The sequence below is a fragment of the Rhodococcus sp. 15-649-2-2 genome, from assembly GCF_002258645.1.
Taxonomy (GTDB): Bacteria; Actinomycetota; Actinomycetes; order Mycobacteriales; family Mycobacteriaceae; genus Rhodococcoides.
Genome location: NZ_NPFM01000034.1, coordinates 120,850 through 137,842 on the forward strand (window position 1 = coordinate 120,850; position 16,993 = coordinate 137,842).

A 16,993-nucleotide genomic window follows, 5' to 3' on the forward strand; every position below is an offset into this window, starting at 1 on the left:
GGTTAGACCTCCTCAACAGTTACGAGGTGGCGCACCGTGTTGACCAGTCCGCGGTTCTGCGGGTTGTCCTCGCGGACGACCGTCTGGCGGATGCCCTTGAGCCCGAGAGTACGCAGGCTGTCACGCTGGTTCGCCTTCTGGCCGATGGTGCTCTTGATCTGAGTGACCTTCAGCTGAGCCATTACTTCACCGCTCCTGCCTGTGCGCGAGCGCGCAGCATTCCGGCGGGTGCAACCTCTTCGAGGGTCAGGCCGCGGCGAGCCGCAACTTCCTCGGGACGCTGCAGACCCTTGAGGGCCGCGACGGTCGCGTGCACGACGTTGATGGCGTTGTCGCTACCGAGCGACTTCGACAGCACATCGTGGACACCGGCGCACTCCAGCACTGCGCGCACAGCGCCACCGGCGATGACGCCGGTACCGGCGCTGGCCGGACGCAACATGACGACGCCGGCAGCGGCTTCGCCCTGAATGGGGTGCGTGATGGTGCCGGCGATCATCGGGACGCGGAAGAAGCTCTTGCGAGCCTCCTCGACACCCTTCTGGATGGCCGCGGGAACTTCCTTGGCCTTGCCGTAGCCGACGCCGACCAGTCCGTTGCCGTCACCGACGATGACGAGGGCGGTGAAGCTGAAGCGTCGACCACCCTTGACCACCTTGGAGACGCGGTTGATCGTGACGACCTTCTCGATGAAGTTCGACTTGTCCGCAGCGTTTCCGCCACGGCCGTTGTCACGACGGTCACGACCGCCACCACCGCGGTTGTCGCCGCGCTGGTTGTTGTCGCCACCTGCGTTGGGGCCACTGTTCTGTCCGGCGGGGCCGCTTCCGCCGTCACGCCGTTGACGTCCCGGCATCAGGCTGTCCTTCCGTTGTCAGTCATTGTCATCATCAGAACGTCAACCCGCCTTCGCGGGCAGCGTCTGCGAGTGCCGCGATGCGGCCGCTGTAGTTGTTGCCGCCGCGGTCGAACACGACTGCCTCGACGCCGGCTGCCTTCGCACGGCTGGCGATGAGCTCGCCGACCTTCGCGCTGACGGCCTTCTTGTCGCCCTCGAGTGCGCGCACATCGGCTTCGATGCTCGACGCGCTGGCCAGCGTGTGGCCCGCAAGATCGTCGATCAACTGCACGTGGATGTGACGCGAGGACCGGTTGACGACCAAGCGCGGACGCTCGGGCGTTCCGGAGATCTTCTTGCGAAGGCGGAAGTGACGACGTGCCTTCGACAGGCGACGCTTCGTCGAGACGTCGGTGCCGCGCGGTGTGCGCTTGACGACGTTCGCCTTGTCTGCTGTTTGCTGGCTCATATCACTTACCCGTCTTTCCGACCTTGCGGCGGATCACTTCACCCTCGTAGCGGATGCCCTTGCCCTTGTACGGGTCCGGACGCCGCAGACGACGAATGTTGGCAGAGATCTGACCGACCTTCTGCTTGTCGATGCCGACAACGGTGAATCGCGTGGGCGACTCGACCGTGAACGTGATGCCCTCGGGTGCTTCGATCAGCACGGGATGGCTGTAACCGAGTGCGAACTCTAGGTCCTTGCCCTTGAGTACGACGCGGTAACCGACGCCGTGAATCTCCATCTTGGTGGTGTAACCGTTGGTGACACCGGTGATGAGGTTCGCGACGAGAGTGCGCGAGAGGCCATGCAGCGAGCGGCTCTTACGCTCGTCGTCCGGCCGGGTGACGGCGATGGTGCCGTCGTCGGCGCGGGCGATCTTGATGGGCTCGGCGACTGTCAGGCTCAGGGCACCCTTGGGGCCCTTGACCGCTACGTCCTGGCCGTCGATGGTGATATCGACGCCAGCGGGGACTGGGACCGGCAATTTTCCAATACGTGACATGGTGGTGGCCTCCCCTACCAGACGTAGGCGAGGACTTCTCCGCCCACACCCTGCTTGGCAGCCTGACGCTCCGTGAGCAGACCGGTGGACGTGGAGATGATCGCCACGCCCAGGCCGCCGAGAACCTTGGGCAGATTGGTGGATTTTGCGTACACCCGGAGACCGGGCTTGGAGACGCGTCGCACGCCGGCGAGGCTGCGCTCACGGCTCGGGCCGTACTTCAGATCGACGATGAGGGTCTTGCCCACCTCGGCGTCTTCCGTGCGGTAATCGGAGATGTAGCCCTCGCGCTTGAGGATCTCGGCGATGTTCGCCTTGAGCTTCGAGTGGGGAAGCTTCACCTCGTCGTGGTACGCCGAATTGGCGTTGCGCAGACGAGTCAAGAAGTCTGCAATTGGATCGGTCATCGTCATGGTGTGACCTGTGCACCTTTCTCGCAGCGGTTCCCATGCAGCACGCGCGGGCTGGTGCCTGTGGGTTTCGGAAAACCGACGGGCCTGGCTCGTCACATCGTGGGCCTACAGCGAAGTGAACATGTCCTGACCGACTGTTGCCGGTCAGGGGTTGCGCTCCAAGCAATGCATCGCTGCACTGCCAGGTGTTACGAGCTTCCGCATTCGATGCTGACGTGCGGAGAACTCGAGGTTGCGTTCTGTATTGCAAGGACTCGCGTGCAGGCACGACGAAGCCCGGGCAACCGCTCTAGTGTAGGCATCACGCACCCGAAGACCAAATCGCCCTACCATTGCGCAGCGGCTCGGGTCCAGTCGGACACCCGGACTCCCACTTCTTCGCTAACGTCGGACCATGACGGACTCGAAGGCAGTCGACATCGACCACCTCACCCACACTCTGCGTGACCGCAACATCGCCGGGGTGACGATCGGCTGGGTCGACAACAACGGCATCGTCCGATCGCGCACCGTGCCCACCGCAGAATTGACTGCAGTCGCACGGCGTGGAGTGGGAGTCACCGCGGTGTTCGCGGTATTCGATTCCCACGACGGGATCACATTCGCCCACGAGGGACTGTCGACGCCGTCCGGCGATGTGCGGTTGATTCCGGTGATCGAGAGCGCGTCGAGCGTGGTCGCCCTGTCCGGACAGCCGGGGCTGGCGTGGGCACACGGACGACAGGTCTCGGCGGACGGCACACCGTGGCCCTACGATCAGCGTGCTGTTCTCGAGCGGCAGGTTCATAGGGCGTCCGATGGGGGTTTCGAGGTGCGGGCCGGATTCGAGATCGAGTTCGCCCTGACTCGCGAATCGGACGGGCTGTCCGCTCAACGCGGACCTGCCTACTCGGCGAACGCACTCCGCGACGTCGACGAATTCGTAGTCCTGCTGCTCGAGGCGCTGACTGCGAATGGCCTCGACATCGGTCAGATTCATGCCGAGTACGGCGGCTCCCAGCTGGAGATCGCATTGAGTCCACTCGATCCACTTGCTGCAGCCGATGCGCAAGTTCTCGCGCGGCAGACCATCCACTCAGCGGCGAAAGCTCACGGCCTGCGGGCAAGCTTCGCTCCCCTGCCCTCATCGAGCAGTGCAGGTAACGGGTGGCACCTGCACACGTCACTGGTTCGTGACGGTCACAACGCATTGACCGGGGACGGAGAGTACGGACTGTCCGACACCGGGCGGGCGTACATCGCGGGCCTCGTTCGAGAACTTTCGGGACTCACTGCCATCACGGCACCGAGTTCGGGGTCGCTGCTGCGTCGTCGACCGGGCTACTGGGCAGGCGCCTTCGGGTTCTGGGGCGTCGAAAACCGTGAGGCTGCAGTGCGACTCGTACCGGCCACGCCCCTTCTCGGCCCGGAACACACCAACGTCGAGTTGAAGGCATGCGACGCGTCCGCCAATCCGTATATGGCACTGGCCGTCACGATCGCGGCCGGCCTGTCGGGAGTGGCGGATTCGGCGCAGTTACCGTCACCGATCCAGGAGGACGTGGGAGGTTGGGACGACGCGCGTCGCGAGACCGCGGGGATCTCCGCGCTCGCGACCACCCACGCGCAGCAGCGCGAAAACCTACTGTCGTCAGCACTGGTCCGAGACGTGTTGGGCGAGGAACTTCTGGGCGCATTCGTTGCCTGCCGGGACGCCGACGCCGCGTGGGCGGAGAGCCATACCGAGGACGAACTGCTCGAATCGTTGCGCTGGATCTACTGAGATGCTGCGCCGGTTCCCCGGGGCAAGCACTATTGCCTCGGAGCTCGATCGTGTTCTGCCGCAACCGGATCAACTCTGCGGACCGTTCTCGGCATCGGTTGCGCTGACGGCCGTCATGGGCGACGACGCACCGGGCGTGACGGCACTTGCGGTCGCATCAGGGGCCGCAATCTGGCCGGTCGAGGTCGAGTCGACCGGTCCTCCCGGAACCCCTCGAATCACCGACGGGTGGGACGCACTGCCGAGGGCCGCATCGATCGACGCAGCCGGGACCACAGCGGCAGGTCTCGCAGAGGGCATCGAGACGGCAACCGACCACCGCGTTGCCGTCGTTCCGATCATGGGGCCCGGTGCCGAGCGGCTACGCCTGCTACTTGTCCGCCTTGCCGACGCGCACTTCCGATTCGGCCTGGTGGCGAATGTTCACACCGCGGAACTGACCGAATTCGATTGGAATGTAGGACATTTCGTGACCGTCTGGGGATTCGACCCGGATGAGGACGCAGTAGCGATCGCCGACACCTATCGGGAACTCGGAGACCCGGATATGCCGCCCGGGTGTAGAACCGTCTCCATCGACGCCTTCGCGTCGGCGATGTCCGAGCGTGGCCTGCTGCTGATCATCGACGGCCATGATCATCATGCGGCGGTCGGTCTGGTCCGCTCACTGGAGCTACGACACGACGTGTGGACTGTGTGAAAATCAGGATTCGAGCAACACAAAATGGGCGTGGGTTCCTTTCGGAACCCACGCCCATCAGCGTGGTGTGGTGAAGCCCGGAGGCTTCAGATCACCAGGAACTCTTGCGAACTCCGGGAAGCTCTCCGGCGTGTGCCATCTCGCGCACGCAGATACGGCAGAGGCCGAACTTGCGGAACACGGAATGGGGACGGCCGCAGCGGTTGCAGCGAGTGTATGCACGCACCGCGAACTTCGGCTTCTTGTTGGCCTTGTTGACCAATGCCTTCTTCGCCATGGACTCAGTTCTCCTTGAACGGGAAGCCGAGGTGCTTGAGCAGCGCGCGGCCTTCTTCGTTGTTGGTTGCGGTGGTTACTACGGTGATGTCCATGCCGCGCGGACGGTCGATCTTGTCCACGTCGATCTCGTGGAACATCGACTGCTCGTTGAGGCCGAACGTGTAGTTTCCGTTGCCGTCGAACTGCGTGCCCGAGAGGCCGCGGAAGTCCCTGATTCGGGGAAGGGCAATGGAGACCAGACGGTCGAGGAACTCCCACATGCGGTCGCCACGGAGGGTGACGCGTGCGCCGATGGGCATTCCTTCGCGCAGCTTGAACTGTGCGATGGACTTGCGAGCCTTGCGGATCTCCGGCTTCTGGCCGGTGATGGCAGCGAGGTCGGCAACTGCACCGTTGATCAGCTTGGCGTCACGGGCGGCGTCGCCGACACCCATGTTGACGACGACCTTGACGATGCCGGGGATCTGCATGACGTTCTCGTATGCAAATTCGGTGTTCAGGGCGTCTTTGATCTCGGCGCGGTAGCGCGCCTTGAGGCGGGGCTGTTCGCCCGCGATGTTTTCGGTGGTAGTCATCTCAGATGTCCTTCCCGTTCTTCCGGGAAACTCGAACGCGCTTGCCGGATTCCTCATCGGTCCGGTAGCCCACGCGAGTGGGGTTTCCGTCCGAGTCGACCACTGCAACGTTCGATACGTGGATCGGGGCTTCCTGAGTGACGATGCCACCCGAGGATGCGCCGCGCTGGTTGGCGGAGACCGCGGTGTGCTTCTTGATGCGGTTCACGCCCTCGACCAGAACCTTGGAGTCAGCGGGGTAGGCCTGAATGACCTTGCCCTTGGCGCCCTTGTCCTTGCCTGCGATCACGAGAACGGTGTCGCCCTTGTGCACCTTCATTTACAGCACCTCCGGGGCGAGCGAGACGATCTTCATGAACTTCTTCTCACGCAGCTCGCGGCCGACCGGGCCGAAGATACGGGTTCCACGGGGATCGTTGTCCGGCTTGATCAGCACAGCAGCGTTCTCGTCGAAGCGGATGTACGAGCCATCCGGACGACGGCGCTCCTTGACGGTGCGGACGATGACGGCCTTGACGACCTCACCCTTCTTGATGTTTCCACCGGGGATGGCGTCTTTCACCGTAGCTACGATGATGTCGCCGATTCCGGCGTAGCGACGTGACGAGCCACCGAGAACGCGGATGCAAAGGATTTCCTTTGCGCCCGTGTTATCAGCGACGCGTACTCGCGACTCCTGCTGAATCACTCACTTCTCCTTGACCTGGATGTACGTACGTGCCGGATTTCCGTCCCGACACGCGCGGTCGGCTGCCGGGTACGGGCGCACGAAGGCACACCGCTGCCACAGGCAACCGGTCAAGTGTAGGCGAACGGCCCCCGTGGATCCAAATCGTGATCGCCCGCTCTCGAGCCGTTGCCAACGGACCCGGGGCTCTCGGTACGGTTTCGGGGATGGAACATCTTCGGATCGTCGTGGCAGGGCGATGACGTCGAACGACATTACCGCGGGCTGGTGGTCGGGCCTACCCATGGATCGAGTCGTTCGTGTGCACGGTGCCACCGAACGCGAGCTCGCCGATTCGGTGAACCCGCTGCCCACCGCTGCGCCTGCAATCGTCTTCTTCGCACTCGAGCCTACGTCTGCGAAACGGACTGTCGACCTCGTGGATGCCGTGGTCGACGAGCTGGAGAATGCGGCGGCGAACTCGGCTGAGCTCTGGCTTCCGGAATTCGACCACCAGGCAGGCACGTCCACGTTGGATCGGCGCGCGGCGCGCACGACAGCTGTGCGGCTGGCCGCCGATACCGTGCACTTCGGCCCCTACGTCGGAGCTCTCGCCGACGCGGCCGTCGCCGGGCGGTCACCGCGTCGAGCGGCGTTCACCGTGGAAACCCGGGCTGCGGGTTCGGCGCGGATACTCGCAGTTGCTCAACGTCGCCGTTCCGCCGCGCTCGTGTTGGTCGTACCCACGGGCATCGATGCCGGTGTCGCCGCAACTGCGGCGGAATGGCTGTGCACGCACGCCGGGATGGCGGTGTGGGTCATCGGAGACGGGGCGTCGGGCATGGATCGGTTCCCGTCGGTGTCGGTTCGTGCGCCCGCAGTGCCCACCGGCGTCAGCACCGTCCTCGATCGGTTTCGCCCACTGAGCTATCCACCGATCGCCGGACATCCGCACCCGGCCAGTGATCCGGAGAAGCGCTTGTATCGAGCGCTGGACGTGCACGAGTGGGCCACCGGACGGGAACACAATCGCTCGATCCGGCTCGGCGAGCTCAGCCGACCGTTCACAGTCGACGTACTGTGGCGCACCGAGAGAGTCGTCGTGGAAATCGACGGGAACGAACACCGTGCACCCGAGCGTTTCGCCGAGGACCGCGTGCGCGACAACCAACTGCAGACACACGGTTACATGGTGTTGCGGTTCACCAACGCTCAGGTGATGGACGACCCGCACCGCGCTGTCGCTACCATCCGCGAGGCAGTATCGAGAAGACGATCGAAGGGGGATCCTCGATGAGTACCGAAGACCTGAACGGGACCGAGGCAGCAGTGCTACTGGTCCTGATGGCCGAAGCGAGTCCGGTCAAGAATTCCGAACTCAGAACGATGGGCCCCGAATTGGCCAAGCCTTCTCGCGACAAGCTGAAGAACGCAGGTCTGATCGAGGTGAACTCCTCGGTACGCCCGATGACTCTCGAACTGACCGACAAGGGGTGGCGTACCTGCGGTGAACTCATCGGCGGTGAACCCCCGGCTCGATCGACCGGAGCCGGTAAGGCGATGTTCACCGTGTTGGCCGGGTTGCGTCGATGGCTCGATCGCACCGACAGCCGTCCGGCGGATGTGTTCTCGCCCCGCGAGGACGAACCCGCACCCGCCGGCAGGTCCGAGAAGTCCGACGAGACGGTCGACATCGAAGCCTCGATTCGCACGGCTTACGCGCGGCTCGCACGTGAACCCGGCAGCACGGTTCGACTCTCGCGACTGCGAAACGAGTTGCACGACATACCGAGAAGCGACCTCGACGACGCTCTCGCACGCCTGCGACGAGCTTCGGACGTTTCGTTGATCCCCGAAGAGAATCAGAAGACACTGACGGACGAGGAACGTGCTGCCGCCGTCGTAGTCGGTAATCAGCAGAACCACCTTCTCTCGATCGAAGCATGATGGGCGTTGAGTCGACGATGACGGACAACGAGCAGATCCGAGCCCTCGAATCGGTGCGGCTGAGCTGGGCACCGACACCCGACGACGTGTGGCGTTCGCAGTCGAACGTGCATGTGCCGGGGATGCACGAGCGGGTGTTCCTCGAAGTGATGAATGCGTACGACGATGCCGATGTGTCCGATGACGCCAGCCCTCTCGGCGTCGTCGTGCGTGGGCCTGCCGGCTCGGGCAAGACGCACCTACTGGGCCAGGTGCGCGAGGAAGTACAGCTCAAGGGGGGTTACTTCTTCCTGATCCGGCTCCTCGACGCCGCCGGATTCTGGCGCTCGACGCTGATGGGAATGCTCGACGATCTGATGCGCCCGTCCGGTCGCGGATCCGACAGTCAGCTCGGTTTGCTGCTTCGACGCCTGTGCGAGATCGGCGACGCGTCCGAGGATCAGCGCGCAAAGATCATGGGCGAGAACATGATCGACGCCGAGACGCTCGATGCCTTCGTCACCGCGGTGTACAAGGTGCATCCCCGCCATCGCCGGACGTCGCAGCACACACTGCGCGCACTGGTGCTGTCCATTGCCCCGGACTCTGCGGTTCAGGACCTGGGCGACGCATACCTGCAGTCCATCGACGACGTCGATCCCGAGGAGTTCTCGGGGTGGGGAATTCGCCGCGCCGAGCTCGGCCATCAGGGCATCGCCGAGAACATTTCGCGACTCCTCGCGATCACCGGCCCGACGATTCTCGCGATCGACCAGATCGACACTCTCGTCGCCCAGTCGCGCACCGGATCCGATCAGGAGTTCGCCGACGCGCAGGAGGACAAGGTCGTCGAACAGCTGGCGCACGGGCTGATGTCTCTACGCGAGACACTCCCCCGCACCGCCTCGGTGCTGTCGGCTCTGTCGAGTGCGTGGGAACTGATCGCTGCCCGCGGAGTCGCTCCTATGCGAGACCGCTTCCGAGTCACTCAGTCGCTCAAGCCGATTCCGTCGTCGGACATCGGTCGGCTGCTGCTCGGACGCCGCCTGGCGGCGTGCTTCCTCGAAGCCGGCTTCACTCCGCCGCACCCGACGTGGCCGGTGGCCCCCGACGCGTTCGAGCAAGCCCCGGACTTCACTCCGCGCCAGCTGCTCATTGCCGTCGATCGCCACATCCGGCACTGCCTCGACACCGGCATCGCGTCGGAGCTGACGAGCTTCACCGACCGGTCCGGCCCGGCAGATGCGCCGGAACTTCCCACTGCGCGGGTCAACGAACTCGACACACTCGACGATCGCTACCGGCAGCTTCGCGAACAGGTGGACGTCTCCGTTCCGCTGCGACCCGACAGCGAGGATTCGATCGTTCCCGCGCTGCTGTCTGCGGGTCTGACCGCGTGGATCCACGAACACCAGTCGTCCGATGACAGCCTCGCCCAGGACCCGCCCCCGAGCGGCAAGCCTGCCCTGCACGCCCGGCTACGCCACACCGTCGACACCGATACCGACGACGAGGAGCACTGGTGCTTCCGTGCGGTGACGTCCGGCAACGCACGGGCCGCGCTGGCCCGAGTGGAGCGCGCAGTGACCACAGCGGGCCTGCGCGTCGACATGCCCAAACGGCGGCTGATTCTGATCAGGAACGACCCGTGGCCCAACGGAGCGAAGACCGAGCAGACCATTGCAGCCCTGCGTCGCGCCGGAGGCGTCGTGGTCCCCTTGAGCGACGAGGACCGTCGGGCATTGGCAGCATTGTCGATCCTGCTGAGCGAGAACTCCCCCGCGCTCACCTCCTGGCTGCTCGCACGCAAGCCGGCACACGACGTCGAACTGTTCGGGGCCGTGTTGCCTGCCGTGAGCGTCGTCGACGACGACACGGCGCTCATCGAACCCGAGACCCCGATCACCGCGGCCGCACCGGCCGCATCGCGTCGGCCGTCCATCGTGGTGGGTGCCGAATTGAGCACCGGCGCCGATGTCGCTGTTCCCCTCGAAGCGCTGCGCAAGCACACCGCGATCTTTGCCGGCTCCGGCTCGGGCAAGACGGTGCTGATCCGCCGCCTCGTGGAAGAGTGTGCGCTGCAGGGTGTTTCGGCAATCGTACTCGACGTCAACAACGATCTCGCCCGTCTCGGCACTGCCTGGCCGGAGGACGAGCGAACCTGGCCGCCGGGTGACGAAGCCAAAGCAACGGCATACCTGCGCGACACCGACGTCGTGGTCTGGACGCCGCGCAAGTCCGCAGGTCGGCCGCTGAGCTTTCAGCCCCTTCCCGATTTCGTCAGCGTCCTCGGTGACGCCGACGAGTTCGAGGCCTCCGTCGAGTCCGCACTGGCCTCGCTCGAACCGGCTGCCGGCGTTCTCGGCACGTCGCAGAAGGCCAAACACGGTCGGGCCGTGCTGAAGTCGGCACTCGATCTGTTCGGTCGACGGCCGCACGGTGGCAATCTCACAGACTTCATCGACTTGCTCGAGGAATTCCCCGAGGACGCCAGCGAGATGCGCGACGCCGTCCGCATCTCTGCCGGTCTGGCCGAGAATCTCAAAGCCGCCGCCGCGAACGATCCGATGTTCGCCGGAGCAGGTACGCCGGTCGATCCGGCTGTTCTGCTGACGCCGGTCGAGGGCAAGAAGGCCAGGGTGTCGGTGATCAACCTGGCCGGTCTGACCACCGACGAGCAGAAGCAGAGTTTCGTCAACCAGCTGCAGATGGGGTTGTTCGCATGGATAAAGAAAAATCCTGCGGGCGGCCGGCCGCTGGGCGGACTGTTCGTCATGGACGAGGCACAGAACTTCGCGCCGTCGGACAGGACGACCGCGGCGACACACAGCACCCTGGCTCTGGCGTCGCAGGCACGTAAGTACGGGCTCGGTCTGGTGTTCGCCACCCAAGCTCCGAAGGGTCTGCACAACCGTATTGCCGGCAATGCGTCGACTCAGTTCTACGGTCTGTTGAACAGCCCGTCGCAGGTCGATGCGGCCAAGGAGATGGCGCGAGTCAAGGGCGGCTCGGTTCCCGACGTCGGGCGTCTGCCCGCCGGTCAGTTCTATGCAGCCGTGGAAGGTGCCGAGTTCCGACGCACGGCCACTCCCCTGTGCCTGTCGTATCACCCCAAGAGTCCACCGACCGAGGAAGAGGTCATCGAACTCGCACGTTCCTGACAGCAGGCGTCCGACACTGGCACACTGGATCCGGTGAAAAGCCTCGCTCGCGGGGAGAACTGCCCCGCTCCGTCCGGCCCCCTGACAGTGACGTTGGCCAGCTCGACCTCCGTCGATGTATCCGCATTGCTGTTGGGGCGGGACGGACGTGTGCGTTCGGACGCAGATCTGGTGTTCTACAACCAGCCGGCGGGCGCGGGTGTGGAGTACCAGCGGACGTCTTCCGGCCATCTGGTCCGGGTGGATCCGTCCGCGATTCCTCCCGACATCGAGACGGTCGCCATCGCAGCCTCGCTTGACGGAAGCGGTCCGGCAACGTTCGCCGCCGCTGGCCCTACGTCGGTGACGGTCTCCGATGCGTCGGGTACGGCGCTGGTCGGGTTCGCAGCCGATGCTCTCGGGGACGAAAGCGCTCTGGTGTGCCTGGAGTTCTACCGGCGCGCCGAGCAGTGGAAGATCCGCGCGGTCGGCCAGGGGTACGCGGACGGGTTGGCCGGGCTGGCCACCGCTTTCGGGATCAGTATCGAAGACGACGAGCAGCCGCCGCCCGAGTCATCGACGACAACCCCGTCGCAGAACACCGAATCACCCGTGAATTCACCTGTCCAACAAGGAGTTCTGGCCATGAGAAGCGAACTGTTCGCGCCCGTACACGCCGAGGTTCCCGGATCCGGCATTCAGAAGCAGGGCAGCAAGATGTGCCGGGTGGGTCTGAGCGGCGAGCTGATGGCCCGGGCGGGCTCGATGGTCGCCTATCAGGGCAACCTGAAATTCGAGGCGCAGGGCTCGGGCGGTTTGGGTCGGGCACTGAAGCAGGCGCTCTCCGGGGAGGGTGTGCCGCTGATGAAGGTATCGGGTCAGGGTGATCTCTTCCTCGCCAACGCTGCGCAGGATGTCCATCTGATCGACCTGGACGGCACGGATGGACTGACCATCAACGGTGCCAACGTGCTGGCCTTCGAGTCCTCGCTGAGTTACGACGTCAAGCGAGTCCAGGGCGCGGCGGCAGGTGGAAACGCGGGCTTCTTCAATTGTGTGTTCACCGGACGCGGGCGGATCGCCATCACGACCGACGGCGTGCCGGTGGTGCTGAACGTCGATCAGCCGACGTTCGCAGATCCGCAAGCTGCGGTCGCGTGGTCGTCGTCCTTGCAGACACGGGTAAAGAAGAACGATTCGTTCGGACTCGGGACCCTGATCGGCCGTTCGACCGGTGAGCGATTCACCCTCGAGTTCGCAGGTCAGGGATTCGTCGTCGTACAGCCGTCGGAACAGCCACCCGGCGGATTGGTCGGTGGTGCCGGCAGCGGGGAGCAGGCCGGCGTCGGTGGAGCGCTCGGTGGCCTGCTGGGCAGGTGACCCTCGATCACAGGAACAGCGTGCGGTACCGGATCGATCCCTGGACGTGACCGACGACCACAGCCGCAGCTGCGATCCAGCGTTCTCGGGGCACCCGCGACAAGCTCTGCGGCACCAGTGGATTGGTCACCAGCAGTCGCAGCACATGCTGCGAGAAGACCCTGACCGACAGACCGGCGAACCCGTAGTCGCGATACGCCACATACAGCTGAACGTCGCCGACCGCGTATCGCCGCACCTGTGACCAGAACTCGCGCATCGTCGGTCTGAGGCGGTAATCGACGGTCGCGGCTCCTGCATGAGCCATGCGGAACCCGGCCAGTTGTACACGCCAGGAGAAGTCGAGGTCCTCGCCTGCCTCGGTCAACGTCTCGTCGAAACCGTGCACTGCATGAAAGACATCGGCCCATACCGCGAAGTTGCAGCCTGGGACGTACGGGAGAAAGTCGGTGTCGAATCCCGCGCTCGAGGGGGTCATCGGGCGGCGACGGTACACCGTAGGAGAATTCACCCTCGACGTGTCCACCGAGCCACTCACCAGATCCGCCGTCGATGCGGCAGCCACCAGTTCGCTCAACCACTGGGGCCGGACGACGTCATCGCCGTCGCAGAACGCCAGCAACTCGGTTCGAGCTGCCGATGCCCCCACGTTACGTGCGTGCGATGTGCCTGCAGAACCGGAAGCATCGACGTACCGAACGCATATTCCGTAGTCATCAGGGCGCATGTCGAGAAACTCCCGCAGCCCATCGGTCGACCCGTTGTCGCTGATGATCACCTCGAAGTCGATGCCGTGATCCTGTACCGCCAAGGCGTCCAGTTGGGCTCTCAGGGTCGCGACCGCATTGCGGACGGGGATGACGACAGTCACGCCCTTGCGTCGGTTCTCGTCCATCGAACGCTCTTCCTACCTCGGGTCAGAACACAGAAGAGCCCATCCCCGGTTGACCCGGGAATGGGCTCTTCCAGCACTCGGTGCTTACTTGGCCTTTTCGAGAACCTCGACCAGTCGCCAGTGCTTCGTGGCGGACAACGGACGGGTCTCCATGAGCTGAACGCGATCGCCTACGCCGGCGTCGCCCTTCTCGTCATGTGCCTTGACCTTGGTGGTACGACGGATGATCTTGCTGTAGAGGGGGTGCTTGACCCTGTCCTCGAGCTCGACCACGATCGTCTTTTCCATCTTGTCGGATACGACGTAGCCGATCCGGACCTTACGGTTGTTGCGCTCTTCAGTCACAGTGTTTTCCTCGCTCATGCTGCGTCACCTGCTGTGTCCTCGGAAGGACCAGAGGCCAAGCCGAGCTCACGTTCGCGGAGCACCGTGTAGATACGCGCGATCTCGTGGCGCACCACGCGCAGTCGACGGTTGTTGTCCAACTGGCCGGTAGCCATCTGGAAACGAAGGTTGAACAGCTCTTCCTTCGACTCACGCAGCTTGGTGACCAGCTCTTCACCGGTGAGCTCGCGGAGCTCTGCGGCTGGGGTTCCGGTAGCCATCAGAACTGCTCCTCCCTGGTGATGATGCGTGCCTTGATGGGCAGCTTGTGGATGGCGCGAGTCAGTGCCTCACGCGCGATGGTCTCGTCGGGGTACGACAGCTCGAAGAGCACCCGGCCCGGCTTGACGTTCGCGATCCACCACTCGGGCGAACCCTTACCGGAACCCATGCGGGTCTCGGCAGGCTTCTTGGTGAGCGGACGGTCCGGGAAGATGTTGATCCAGACCTTGCCGCCACGCTTGATGTGGCGAGTGATCGCGATACGAGCGGACTCGATCTGACGGTTGGTGATGTAGGCGGGCTCGAGAGCCTGGATGCCGTAGTCACCGAATGTCACCTGAGTTCCGCCCTTGGCGGCACCCGAACGCTTCGGGTGGTGCTGCTTGCGGTGCTTGACCCGGCGGGGGATCAACATGCGTCAGCCCTCCTGAGTGGGCTCGGTCGAGGCCGGAGCCTCGGTTGCGGATGCCGCGCGGCCGGCCTCGGTGCTGGTCGCCGTGGTGCCCGAGGCACCGCTGCGACGCGGACGAGTGGGACGCTCACGACGGGGACGGTCTGCACCGGCGGCCGGAGCCGCAGCGGCAGCGAGTTCACGCCGTCCGCCGACGATGTCGCCCTTGTAGATCCAGACCTTCACACCGATGCGGCCGAAGGTGGTCTTGGCCTCGTACAGCCCGTAGTCGATGTCGGCACGGAGCGTGTGCAGGGGAACGCGTCCCTCGCGGTAGAACTCCGAGCGAGACATTTCTGCGCCACCGAGACGGCCCGAGCACTGAACACGAATGCCCTTGACGTTCGGCTGACGCATGGCCGACTGGATGGCCTTACGCATTGCGCGACGGAATGCGACGCGGTTGCTGAGCTGCTCGGCAACGCCCTGGGCCACGAGCTGAGCCTCGGACTCGGCGTTCTTGACCTCGAGGATGTTGAGCTGGACCTGCTTGCCGGTCAGCTTCTCGAGAGCTCCGCGGATGCGGTCGGCCTCGGCACCACGACGACCGATGACGATGCCGGGACGTGCCGTGTGGATGTCCACGCGAACACGGTCACGGGTGCGCTCGATCTCGACCTTGGCGATACCCGCGCGCTCCATGCCGGTGGCAAGAAGCTTGCGGATCTCGACGTCTTCCTTGACGTACTCCGAGTACTGCTTGTCTGCGTACCAGCGCGACTTCCAGTCAGTGGTGATACCCAAGCGGAAGCCGTGCGGGTTGATTTTCTGACCCACTACTGAGCCCCTTCCTTGGACGCCTGGCCCTTACGACGGTTGCGAGACGTTCCGCCGGTCTTGGGCAGGCTTTCGACGATCACCGTGATGTGGCTGGTGCGCTTGCGGATCCGGAATGCCCGGCCCTGAGCGCGCGGCTGGAATCGCTTGAGGGTGGTGCCCTCGTCGACGAATGCAGTGGCGACGATCAGCGTGCTGGGATCGAGATCCAGGTTGTTCTCGGCGTTGGCGGCTGCGGACGCGATCACCTTGGCGACCGGCTCGCTCGCTGCCTGCGGCGCGAACTTGAGGATGTTGAGCGCGTCCTCGACGGAGCGCCCACGAACCAGATCCACGACGCGACGTGCCTTCATCGGCGTGACGCGAACGTGCTTCGCTACGGCCTTGGCAGTCGGATTGGCGGTGGGGGTGAAGTTGGTCATCGCCTCTTCGCCTTCCGGTCGTCCTTGATGTGACCCTTGAACGTGCGGGTCGGTGCGAACTCCCCGAGCTTGTGGCCGACCATGGAGTCGGACACGAACACCGGTACGTGCTTGCGACCGTCGTGGACGGCGAAAGTGTGACCGATGAAGTCGGGCAGGATTGTCGATCGACGGGACCAGGTCTTGATGACCTGCTTGGTTCCCTTGTCGTTCTGGACGTCAACCTTCGCGAGGAGGTGATCGTCTACGAACGGGCCTTTCTTCAGGCTGCGTGGCATTCTGAACTCCCTCCTAGCGCTTGTTCTTGCCGGTACGACGACGACGGACAATCAGCTTGTCGCTCGCCTTGTTCTTGCGGGTACGGCCTTCCGGCTGTCCCCACGGGCTGACCGGGTGGCGTCCACCGGAGGTCTTGCCCTCGCCGCCACCGTGCGGGTGGTCGACCGGGTTCATCACGACACCACGAACGGTCGGGCGCTTGCCCTTCCAGCGCATGCGGCCGGCCTTGCCCCAGTTGATGTTCGACTGCTCGGCGTTGCCGACCTCGCCGACGGTTGCGCGGCAGCGCACGTCGACGCGACGGATCTCACCGGACGGCATACGCAGCGTGGCGTAGGGGCCTTCCTTGCCGAGCAGCTGAATGCTCGCTCCAGCGGAGCGGGCCATCTTTGCGCCACCACCCGGACGGAGTTCGACCGCGTGGATGGTCGTACCCGTCGGGATGTTGCGCAGGGGCAGGTTGTTGCCGGGCTTGATGTCGGCATTGGCACCCTGCTCGATCGGCGATCCCTGGGCGATGCCCTTGGGTGCGACGATGTAGCGCTTCTCGCCGTCTGCGAAGTGCAGCAGTGCGATGTTCGCGGTGCGGTTGGGGTCGTACTCGATGTGAGCGACCTTGGCCGGCACGCCGTCCTTGTCGTTGCGACGGAAATCGATGAGACGGTACGCACGCTTGTGACCGCCACCCTTGTGCCGGGTGGTGATGCGACCGTGTGCGTTACGTCCACCGCGACCGTGCAGCGGGCGGATCAGCGACTTCTCGGGGGTCGAACGCGTGATCTCAGCGAAATCGGACACGCTGGAGCCACGACGGCCCGGGGTTGTCGGCTTGTATTTACGGATTGCCATGAGTCTTCTCGTCCTCTATATCCG

The 16,993-nt window shown here is 64.4% G+C and carries 23 protein-coding genes; 6 read left to right on the forward strand and 17 right to left on the reverse strand.

Features of this window, described 5'->3' with window-relative positions; genetic code table 11:
- Window positions 1–2: 2 nt before the first annotated feature.
- The 5 genes from rpmD to rpsH are packed head-to-tail and all read right to left on the reverse strand — an operon-like array spanning window position 3 to window position 2,261.
- Window positions 3–182, reverse strand: a complete 180-nt coding sequence (gene rpmD, locus CH305_RS26205) for a 50S ribosomal protein L30 (RefSeq protein WP_008718256.1) — start codon at window positions 180–182, stop codon at window positions 3–5.
- Window positions 182–856, reverse strand: a complete 675-nt coding sequence (rpsE, locus tag CH305_RS26210; protein ID WP_032365630.1) for a 30S ribosomal protein S5 — start codon at window positions 854–856, stop codon at window positions 182–184. Before rpsE ends, rpmD begins: the two co-directional genes overlap by 1 nt.
- A 34-nt stretch (window positions 857–890) precedes the next feature.
- Window positions 891–1,307 carry a 50S ribosomal protein L18 gene (gene rplR, locus CH305_RS26215; protein ID WP_032365631.1) on the reverse strand — a complete coding sequence of 139 codons (417 nt, stop codon included), beginning with the start codon at window positions 1,305–1,307 and terminating at the stop codon, window positions 891–893.
- 1 nt (window position 1,308) lies between these two features.
- The gene (gene rplF, locus CH305_RS26220) at window positions 1,309–1,848 is read right to left on the reverse strand and encodes a 50S ribosomal protein L6 (protein ID WP_032376650.1); all 540 of its coding nucleotides are present in this window, start codon (window positions 1,846–1,848) and stop codon (window positions 1,309–1,311) included.
- A gap of 14 nt (window positions 1,849–1,862) precedes the next feature.
- On the reverse strand, window positions 1,863–2,261 hold the full coding sequence (rpsH, locus tag CH305_RS26225; protein ID WP_008718266.1) for a 30S ribosomal protein S8: 399 nt from the start codon (window positions 2,259–2,261) through the stop codon (window positions 1,863–1,865).
- 394 nt (window positions 2,262–2,655) lie between these two features.
- On the opposite strand from rpsH, the gene CH305_RS26230 reads away from it, so the two are divergent.
- Both CH305_RS26230 and CH305_RS26235 read left to right on the forward strand, forming a co-directional pair.
- Complete coding sequence (locus CH305_RS26230; RefSeq protein WP_094705488.1) at window positions 2,656–4,023, forward strand: glutamine synthetase family protein; 1,368 nt, start codon at window positions 2,656–2,658, stop codon at window positions 4,021–4,023.
- A 1-nt stretch (window position 4,024) separates the two neighbouring features.
- Window positions 4,025–4,723: a hypothetical protein gene (locus CH305_RS26235; protein WP_094705490.1), complete on the forward strand. Its 699-nt coding sequence runs from the start codon at window positions 4,025–4,027 to the stop codon at window positions 4,721–4,723.
- A 91-nt stretch (window positions 4,724–4,814) separates the two neighbouring features.
- Here the strand turns inward: CH305_RS26235 and CH305_RS26240 are convergent, their stop codons facing one another.
- Genes CH305_RS26240 through rplN form a run of 4 tightly spaced genes read right to left on the reverse strand, consistent with a single transcriptional unit; the run spans window position 4,815 to window position 6,265 of the window.
- Window positions 4,815–5,000, reverse strand: a complete 186-nt coding sequence (locus CH305_RS26240) for a type Z 30S ribosomal protein S14 (protein WP_008718273.1) — start codon at window positions 4,998–5,000, stop codon at window positions 4,815–4,817.
- A 4-nt stretch (window positions 5,001–5,004) separates the two neighbouring features.
- Window positions 5,005–5,577: a 50S ribosomal protein L5 gene (rplE, locus tag CH305_RS26245; protein WP_008718275.1), complete on the reverse strand. Its 573-nt coding sequence runs from the start codon at window positions 5,575–5,577 to the stop codon at window positions 5,005–5,007.
- A 1-nt stretch (window position 5,578) separates the two neighbouring features.
- Window positions 5,579–5,896, reverse strand: coding sequence for a 50S ribosomal protein L24 (gene rplX / locus CH305_RS26250; protein WP_008718278.1), 318 nt, complete (start codon window positions 5,894–5,896; stop codon window positions 5,579–5,581).
- A complete protein-coding gene (gene rplN / locus CH305_RS26255; RefSeq protein ID WP_008718280.1) occupies window positions 5,897–6,265 on the reverse strand; it encodes a 50S ribosomal protein L14 in 369 nt (122 codons plus the stop codon).
- A gap of 238 nt (window positions 6,266–6,503) precedes the next feature.
- Here rplN and CH305_RS26260 point away from each other — a divergent pair, with 238 nt between their 5' ends.
- From CH305_RS26260 to CH305_RS26275, 4 genes are read left to right on the forward strand one after another with little or no spacing between them, the layout of a single operon-like run.
- Window positions 6,504–7,541 carry an endonuclease domain-containing protein gene (locus CH305_RS26260; RefSeq protein WP_094705492.1) on the forward strand — a complete coding sequence of 346 codons (1,038 nt, stop codon included), beginning with the start codon at window positions 6,504–6,506 and terminating at the stop codon, window positions 7,539–7,541.
- A complete protein-coding gene (locus CH305_RS26265; RefSeq protein ID WP_094705494.1) occupies window positions 7,538–8,191 on the forward strand; it encodes a hypothetical protein in 654 nt (217 codons plus the stop codon). Before CH305_RS26260 ends, CH305_RS26265 begins: the two co-directional genes overlap by 4 nt.
- A 17-nt stretch (window positions 8,192–8,208) precedes the next feature.
- Window positions 8,209–11,331, forward strand: a complete 3,123-nt coding sequence (locus tag CH305_RS26270; RefSeq protein WP_094705568.1) for an ATP-binding protein — start codon at window positions 8,209–8,211, stop codon at window positions 11,329–11,331.
- 33 nt (window positions 11,332–11,364) lie between these two features.
- Entirely contained in the window at window positions 11,365–12,690 is a 1,326-nt protein-coding gene (locus tag CH305_RS26275) for an AIM24 family protein (protein WP_373454595.1), read from the forward strand.
- Between the two features lie 7 nt (window positions 12,691–12,697).
- Here CH305_RS26275 and CH305_RS26280 read toward each other — a convergent pair whose 3' ends face one another.
- The 8 genes from CH305_RS26280 to rplB form a co-directional block, all read right to left on the reverse strand.
- Complete coding sequence (locus tag CH305_RS26280; protein ID WP_094705498.1) at window positions 12,698–13,585, reverse strand: glycosyltransferase family 2 protein; 888 nt, start codon at window positions 13,583–13,585, stop codon at window positions 12,698–12,700.
- Between the two features lie 84 nt (window positions 13,586–13,669).
- On the reverse strand, window positions 13,670–13,948 hold the full coding sequence (gene rpsQ / locus CH305_RS26285) for a 30S ribosomal protein S17 (RefSeq protein ID WP_032376635.1): 279 nt from the start codon (window positions 13,946–13,948) through the stop codon (window positions 13,670–13,672).
- Window positions 13,945–14,190 (reverse strand): 50S ribosomal protein L29, encoded by a 246-nt coding sequence (gene rpmC / locus CH305_RS26290; protein WP_032376634.1) that lies wholly within the window; start codon window positions 14,188–14,190, stop codon window positions 13,945–13,947. Before rpmC ends, rpsQ begins: the two co-directional genes overlap by 4 nt.
- Window positions 14,190–14,606 (reverse strand): 50S ribosomal protein L16, encoded by a 417-nt coding sequence (gene rplP, locus CH305_RS26295; RefSeq protein WP_027496313.1) that lies wholly within the window; start codon window positions 14,604–14,606, stop codon window positions 14,190–14,192. Before rplP ends, rpmC begins: the two co-directional genes overlap by 1 nt.
- A gap of 3 nt (window positions 14,607–14,609) precedes the next feature.
- A complete protein-coding gene (gene rpsC / locus CH305_RS26300) occupies window positions 14,610–15,419 on the reverse strand; it encodes a 30S ribosomal protein S3 (RefSeq protein ID WP_027496312.1) in 810 nt (269 codons plus the stop codon).
- Window positions 15,419–15,841, reverse strand: a complete 423-nt coding sequence (gene rplV, locus CH305_RS26305; protein WP_027496311.1) for a 50S ribosomal protein L22 — start codon at window positions 15,839–15,841, stop codon at window positions 15,419–15,421. The genes rpsC and rplV overlap by 1 nt, the downstream gene beginning before the upstream one ends.
- Window positions 15,838–16,119: a 30S ribosomal protein S19 gene (gene rpsS, locus CH305_RS26310; RefSeq protein WP_008718309.1), complete on the reverse strand. Its 282-nt coding sequence runs from the start codon at window positions 16,117–16,119 to the stop codon at window positions 15,838–15,840. Before rpsS ends, rplV begins: the two co-directional genes overlap by 4 nt.
- 13 nt (window positions 16,120–16,132) lie before the next feature.
- Window positions 16,133–16,969, reverse strand: coding sequence for a 50S ribosomal protein L2 (gene rplB, locus CH305_RS26315; protein ID WP_008718311.1), 837 nt, complete (start codon window positions 16,967–16,969; stop codon window positions 16,133–16,135).
- Between the last annotated feature and the right edge of the window lie 24 nt (window positions 16,970–16,993).

What these genes read in the sequence shown, in the direction of transcription:
- rpmD (WP_008718256.1), bottom strand. Translation starts at nt 182, where the DNA reads ATGGCTCAGCTGAAGGTCACTCAGATCAAGAGCACCATCGGCCAGAAG.
- rpsE (WP_032365630.1), bottom strand. Translation starts at nt 856, where the DNA reads ATGCCGGGACGTCAACGGCGTGACGGCGGAAGCGGCCCCGCCGGACAG.
- rplR (WP_032365631.1), bottom strand. Translation starts at nt 1,307, where the DNA reads ATGAGCCAGCAAACAGCAGACAAGGCGAACGTCGTCAAGCGCACACCG.
- rplF (WP_032376650.1), bottom strand. Translation starts at nt 1,848, where the DNA reads ATGTCACGTATTGGAAAATTGCCGGTCCCAGTCCCCGCTGGCGTCGAT.
- rpsH (WP_008718266.1), bottom strand. Translation starts at nt 2,261, where the DNA reads ATGACGATGACCGATCCAATTGCAGACTTCTTGACTCGTCTGCGCAAC.
- CH305_RS26230 (WP_094705488.1), top strand. Translation starts at nt 2,656, where the DNA reads ATGACGGACTCGAAGGCAGTCGACATCGACCACCTCACCCACACTCTG.
- CH305_RS26235 (WP_094705490.1), top strand. Translation starts at nt 4,025, where the DNA reads ATGCTGCGCCGGTTCCCCGGGGCAAGCACTATTGCCTCGGAGCTCGAT.
- CH305_RS26240 (WP_008718273.1), bottom strand. Translation starts at nt 5,000, where the DNA reads ATGGCGAAGAAGGCATTGGTCAACAAGGCCAACAAGAAGCCGAAGTTC.
- rplE (WP_008718275.1), bottom strand. Translation starts at nt 5,577, where the DNA reads ATGACTACCACCGAAAACATCGCGGGCGAACAGCCCCGCCTCAAGGCG.
- rplX (WP_008718278.1), bottom strand. Translation starts at nt 5,896, where the DNA reads ATGAAGGTGCACAAGGGCGACACCGTTCTCGTGATCGCAGGCAAGGAC.
- CH305_RS26260 (WP_094705492.1), top strand. Translation starts at nt 6,504, where the DNA reads ATGACGTCGAACGACATTACCGCGGGCTGGTGGTCGGGCCTACCCATG.
- CH305_RS26265 (WP_094705494.1), top strand. Translation starts at nt 7,538, where the DNA reads ATGAGTACCGAAGACCTGAACGGGACCGAGGCAGCAGTGCTACTGGTC.
- CH305_RS26270 (WP_094705568.1), top strand. Translation starts at nt 8,209, where the DNA reads ATGACGGACAACGAGCAGATCCGAGCCCTCGAATCGGTGCGGCTGAGC.
- CH305_RS26280 (WP_094705498.1), bottom strand. Translation starts at nt 13,585, where the DNA reads ATGGACGAGAACCGACGCAAGGGCGTGACTGTCGTCATCCCCGTCCGC.
- rpsQ (WP_032376635.1), bottom strand. Translation starts at nt 13,948, where the DNA reads ATGAGCGAGGAAAACACTGTGACTGAAGAGCGCAACAACCGTAAGGTC.
- rpmC (WP_032376634.1), bottom strand. Translation starts at nt 14,190, where the DNA reads ATGGCTACCGGAACCCCAGCCGCAGAGCTCCGCGAGCTCACCGGTGAA.
- rplP (WP_027496313.1), bottom strand. Translation starts at nt 14,606, where the DNA reads ATGTTGATCCCCCGCCGGGTCAAGCACCGCAAGCAGCACCACCCGAAG.
- rplV (WP_027496311.1), bottom strand. Translation starts at nt 15,841, where the DNA reads ATGACCAACTTCACCCCCACCGCCAATCCGACTGCCAAGGCCGTAGCG.
- rpsS (WP_008718309.1), bottom strand. Translation starts at nt 16,119, where the DNA reads ATGCCACGCAGCCTGAAGAAAGGCCCGTTCGTAGACGATCACCTCCTC.
- rplB (WP_008718311.1), bottom strand. Translation starts at nt 16,969, where the DNA reads ATGGCAATCCGTAAATACAAGCCGACAACCCCGGGCCGTCGTGGCTCC.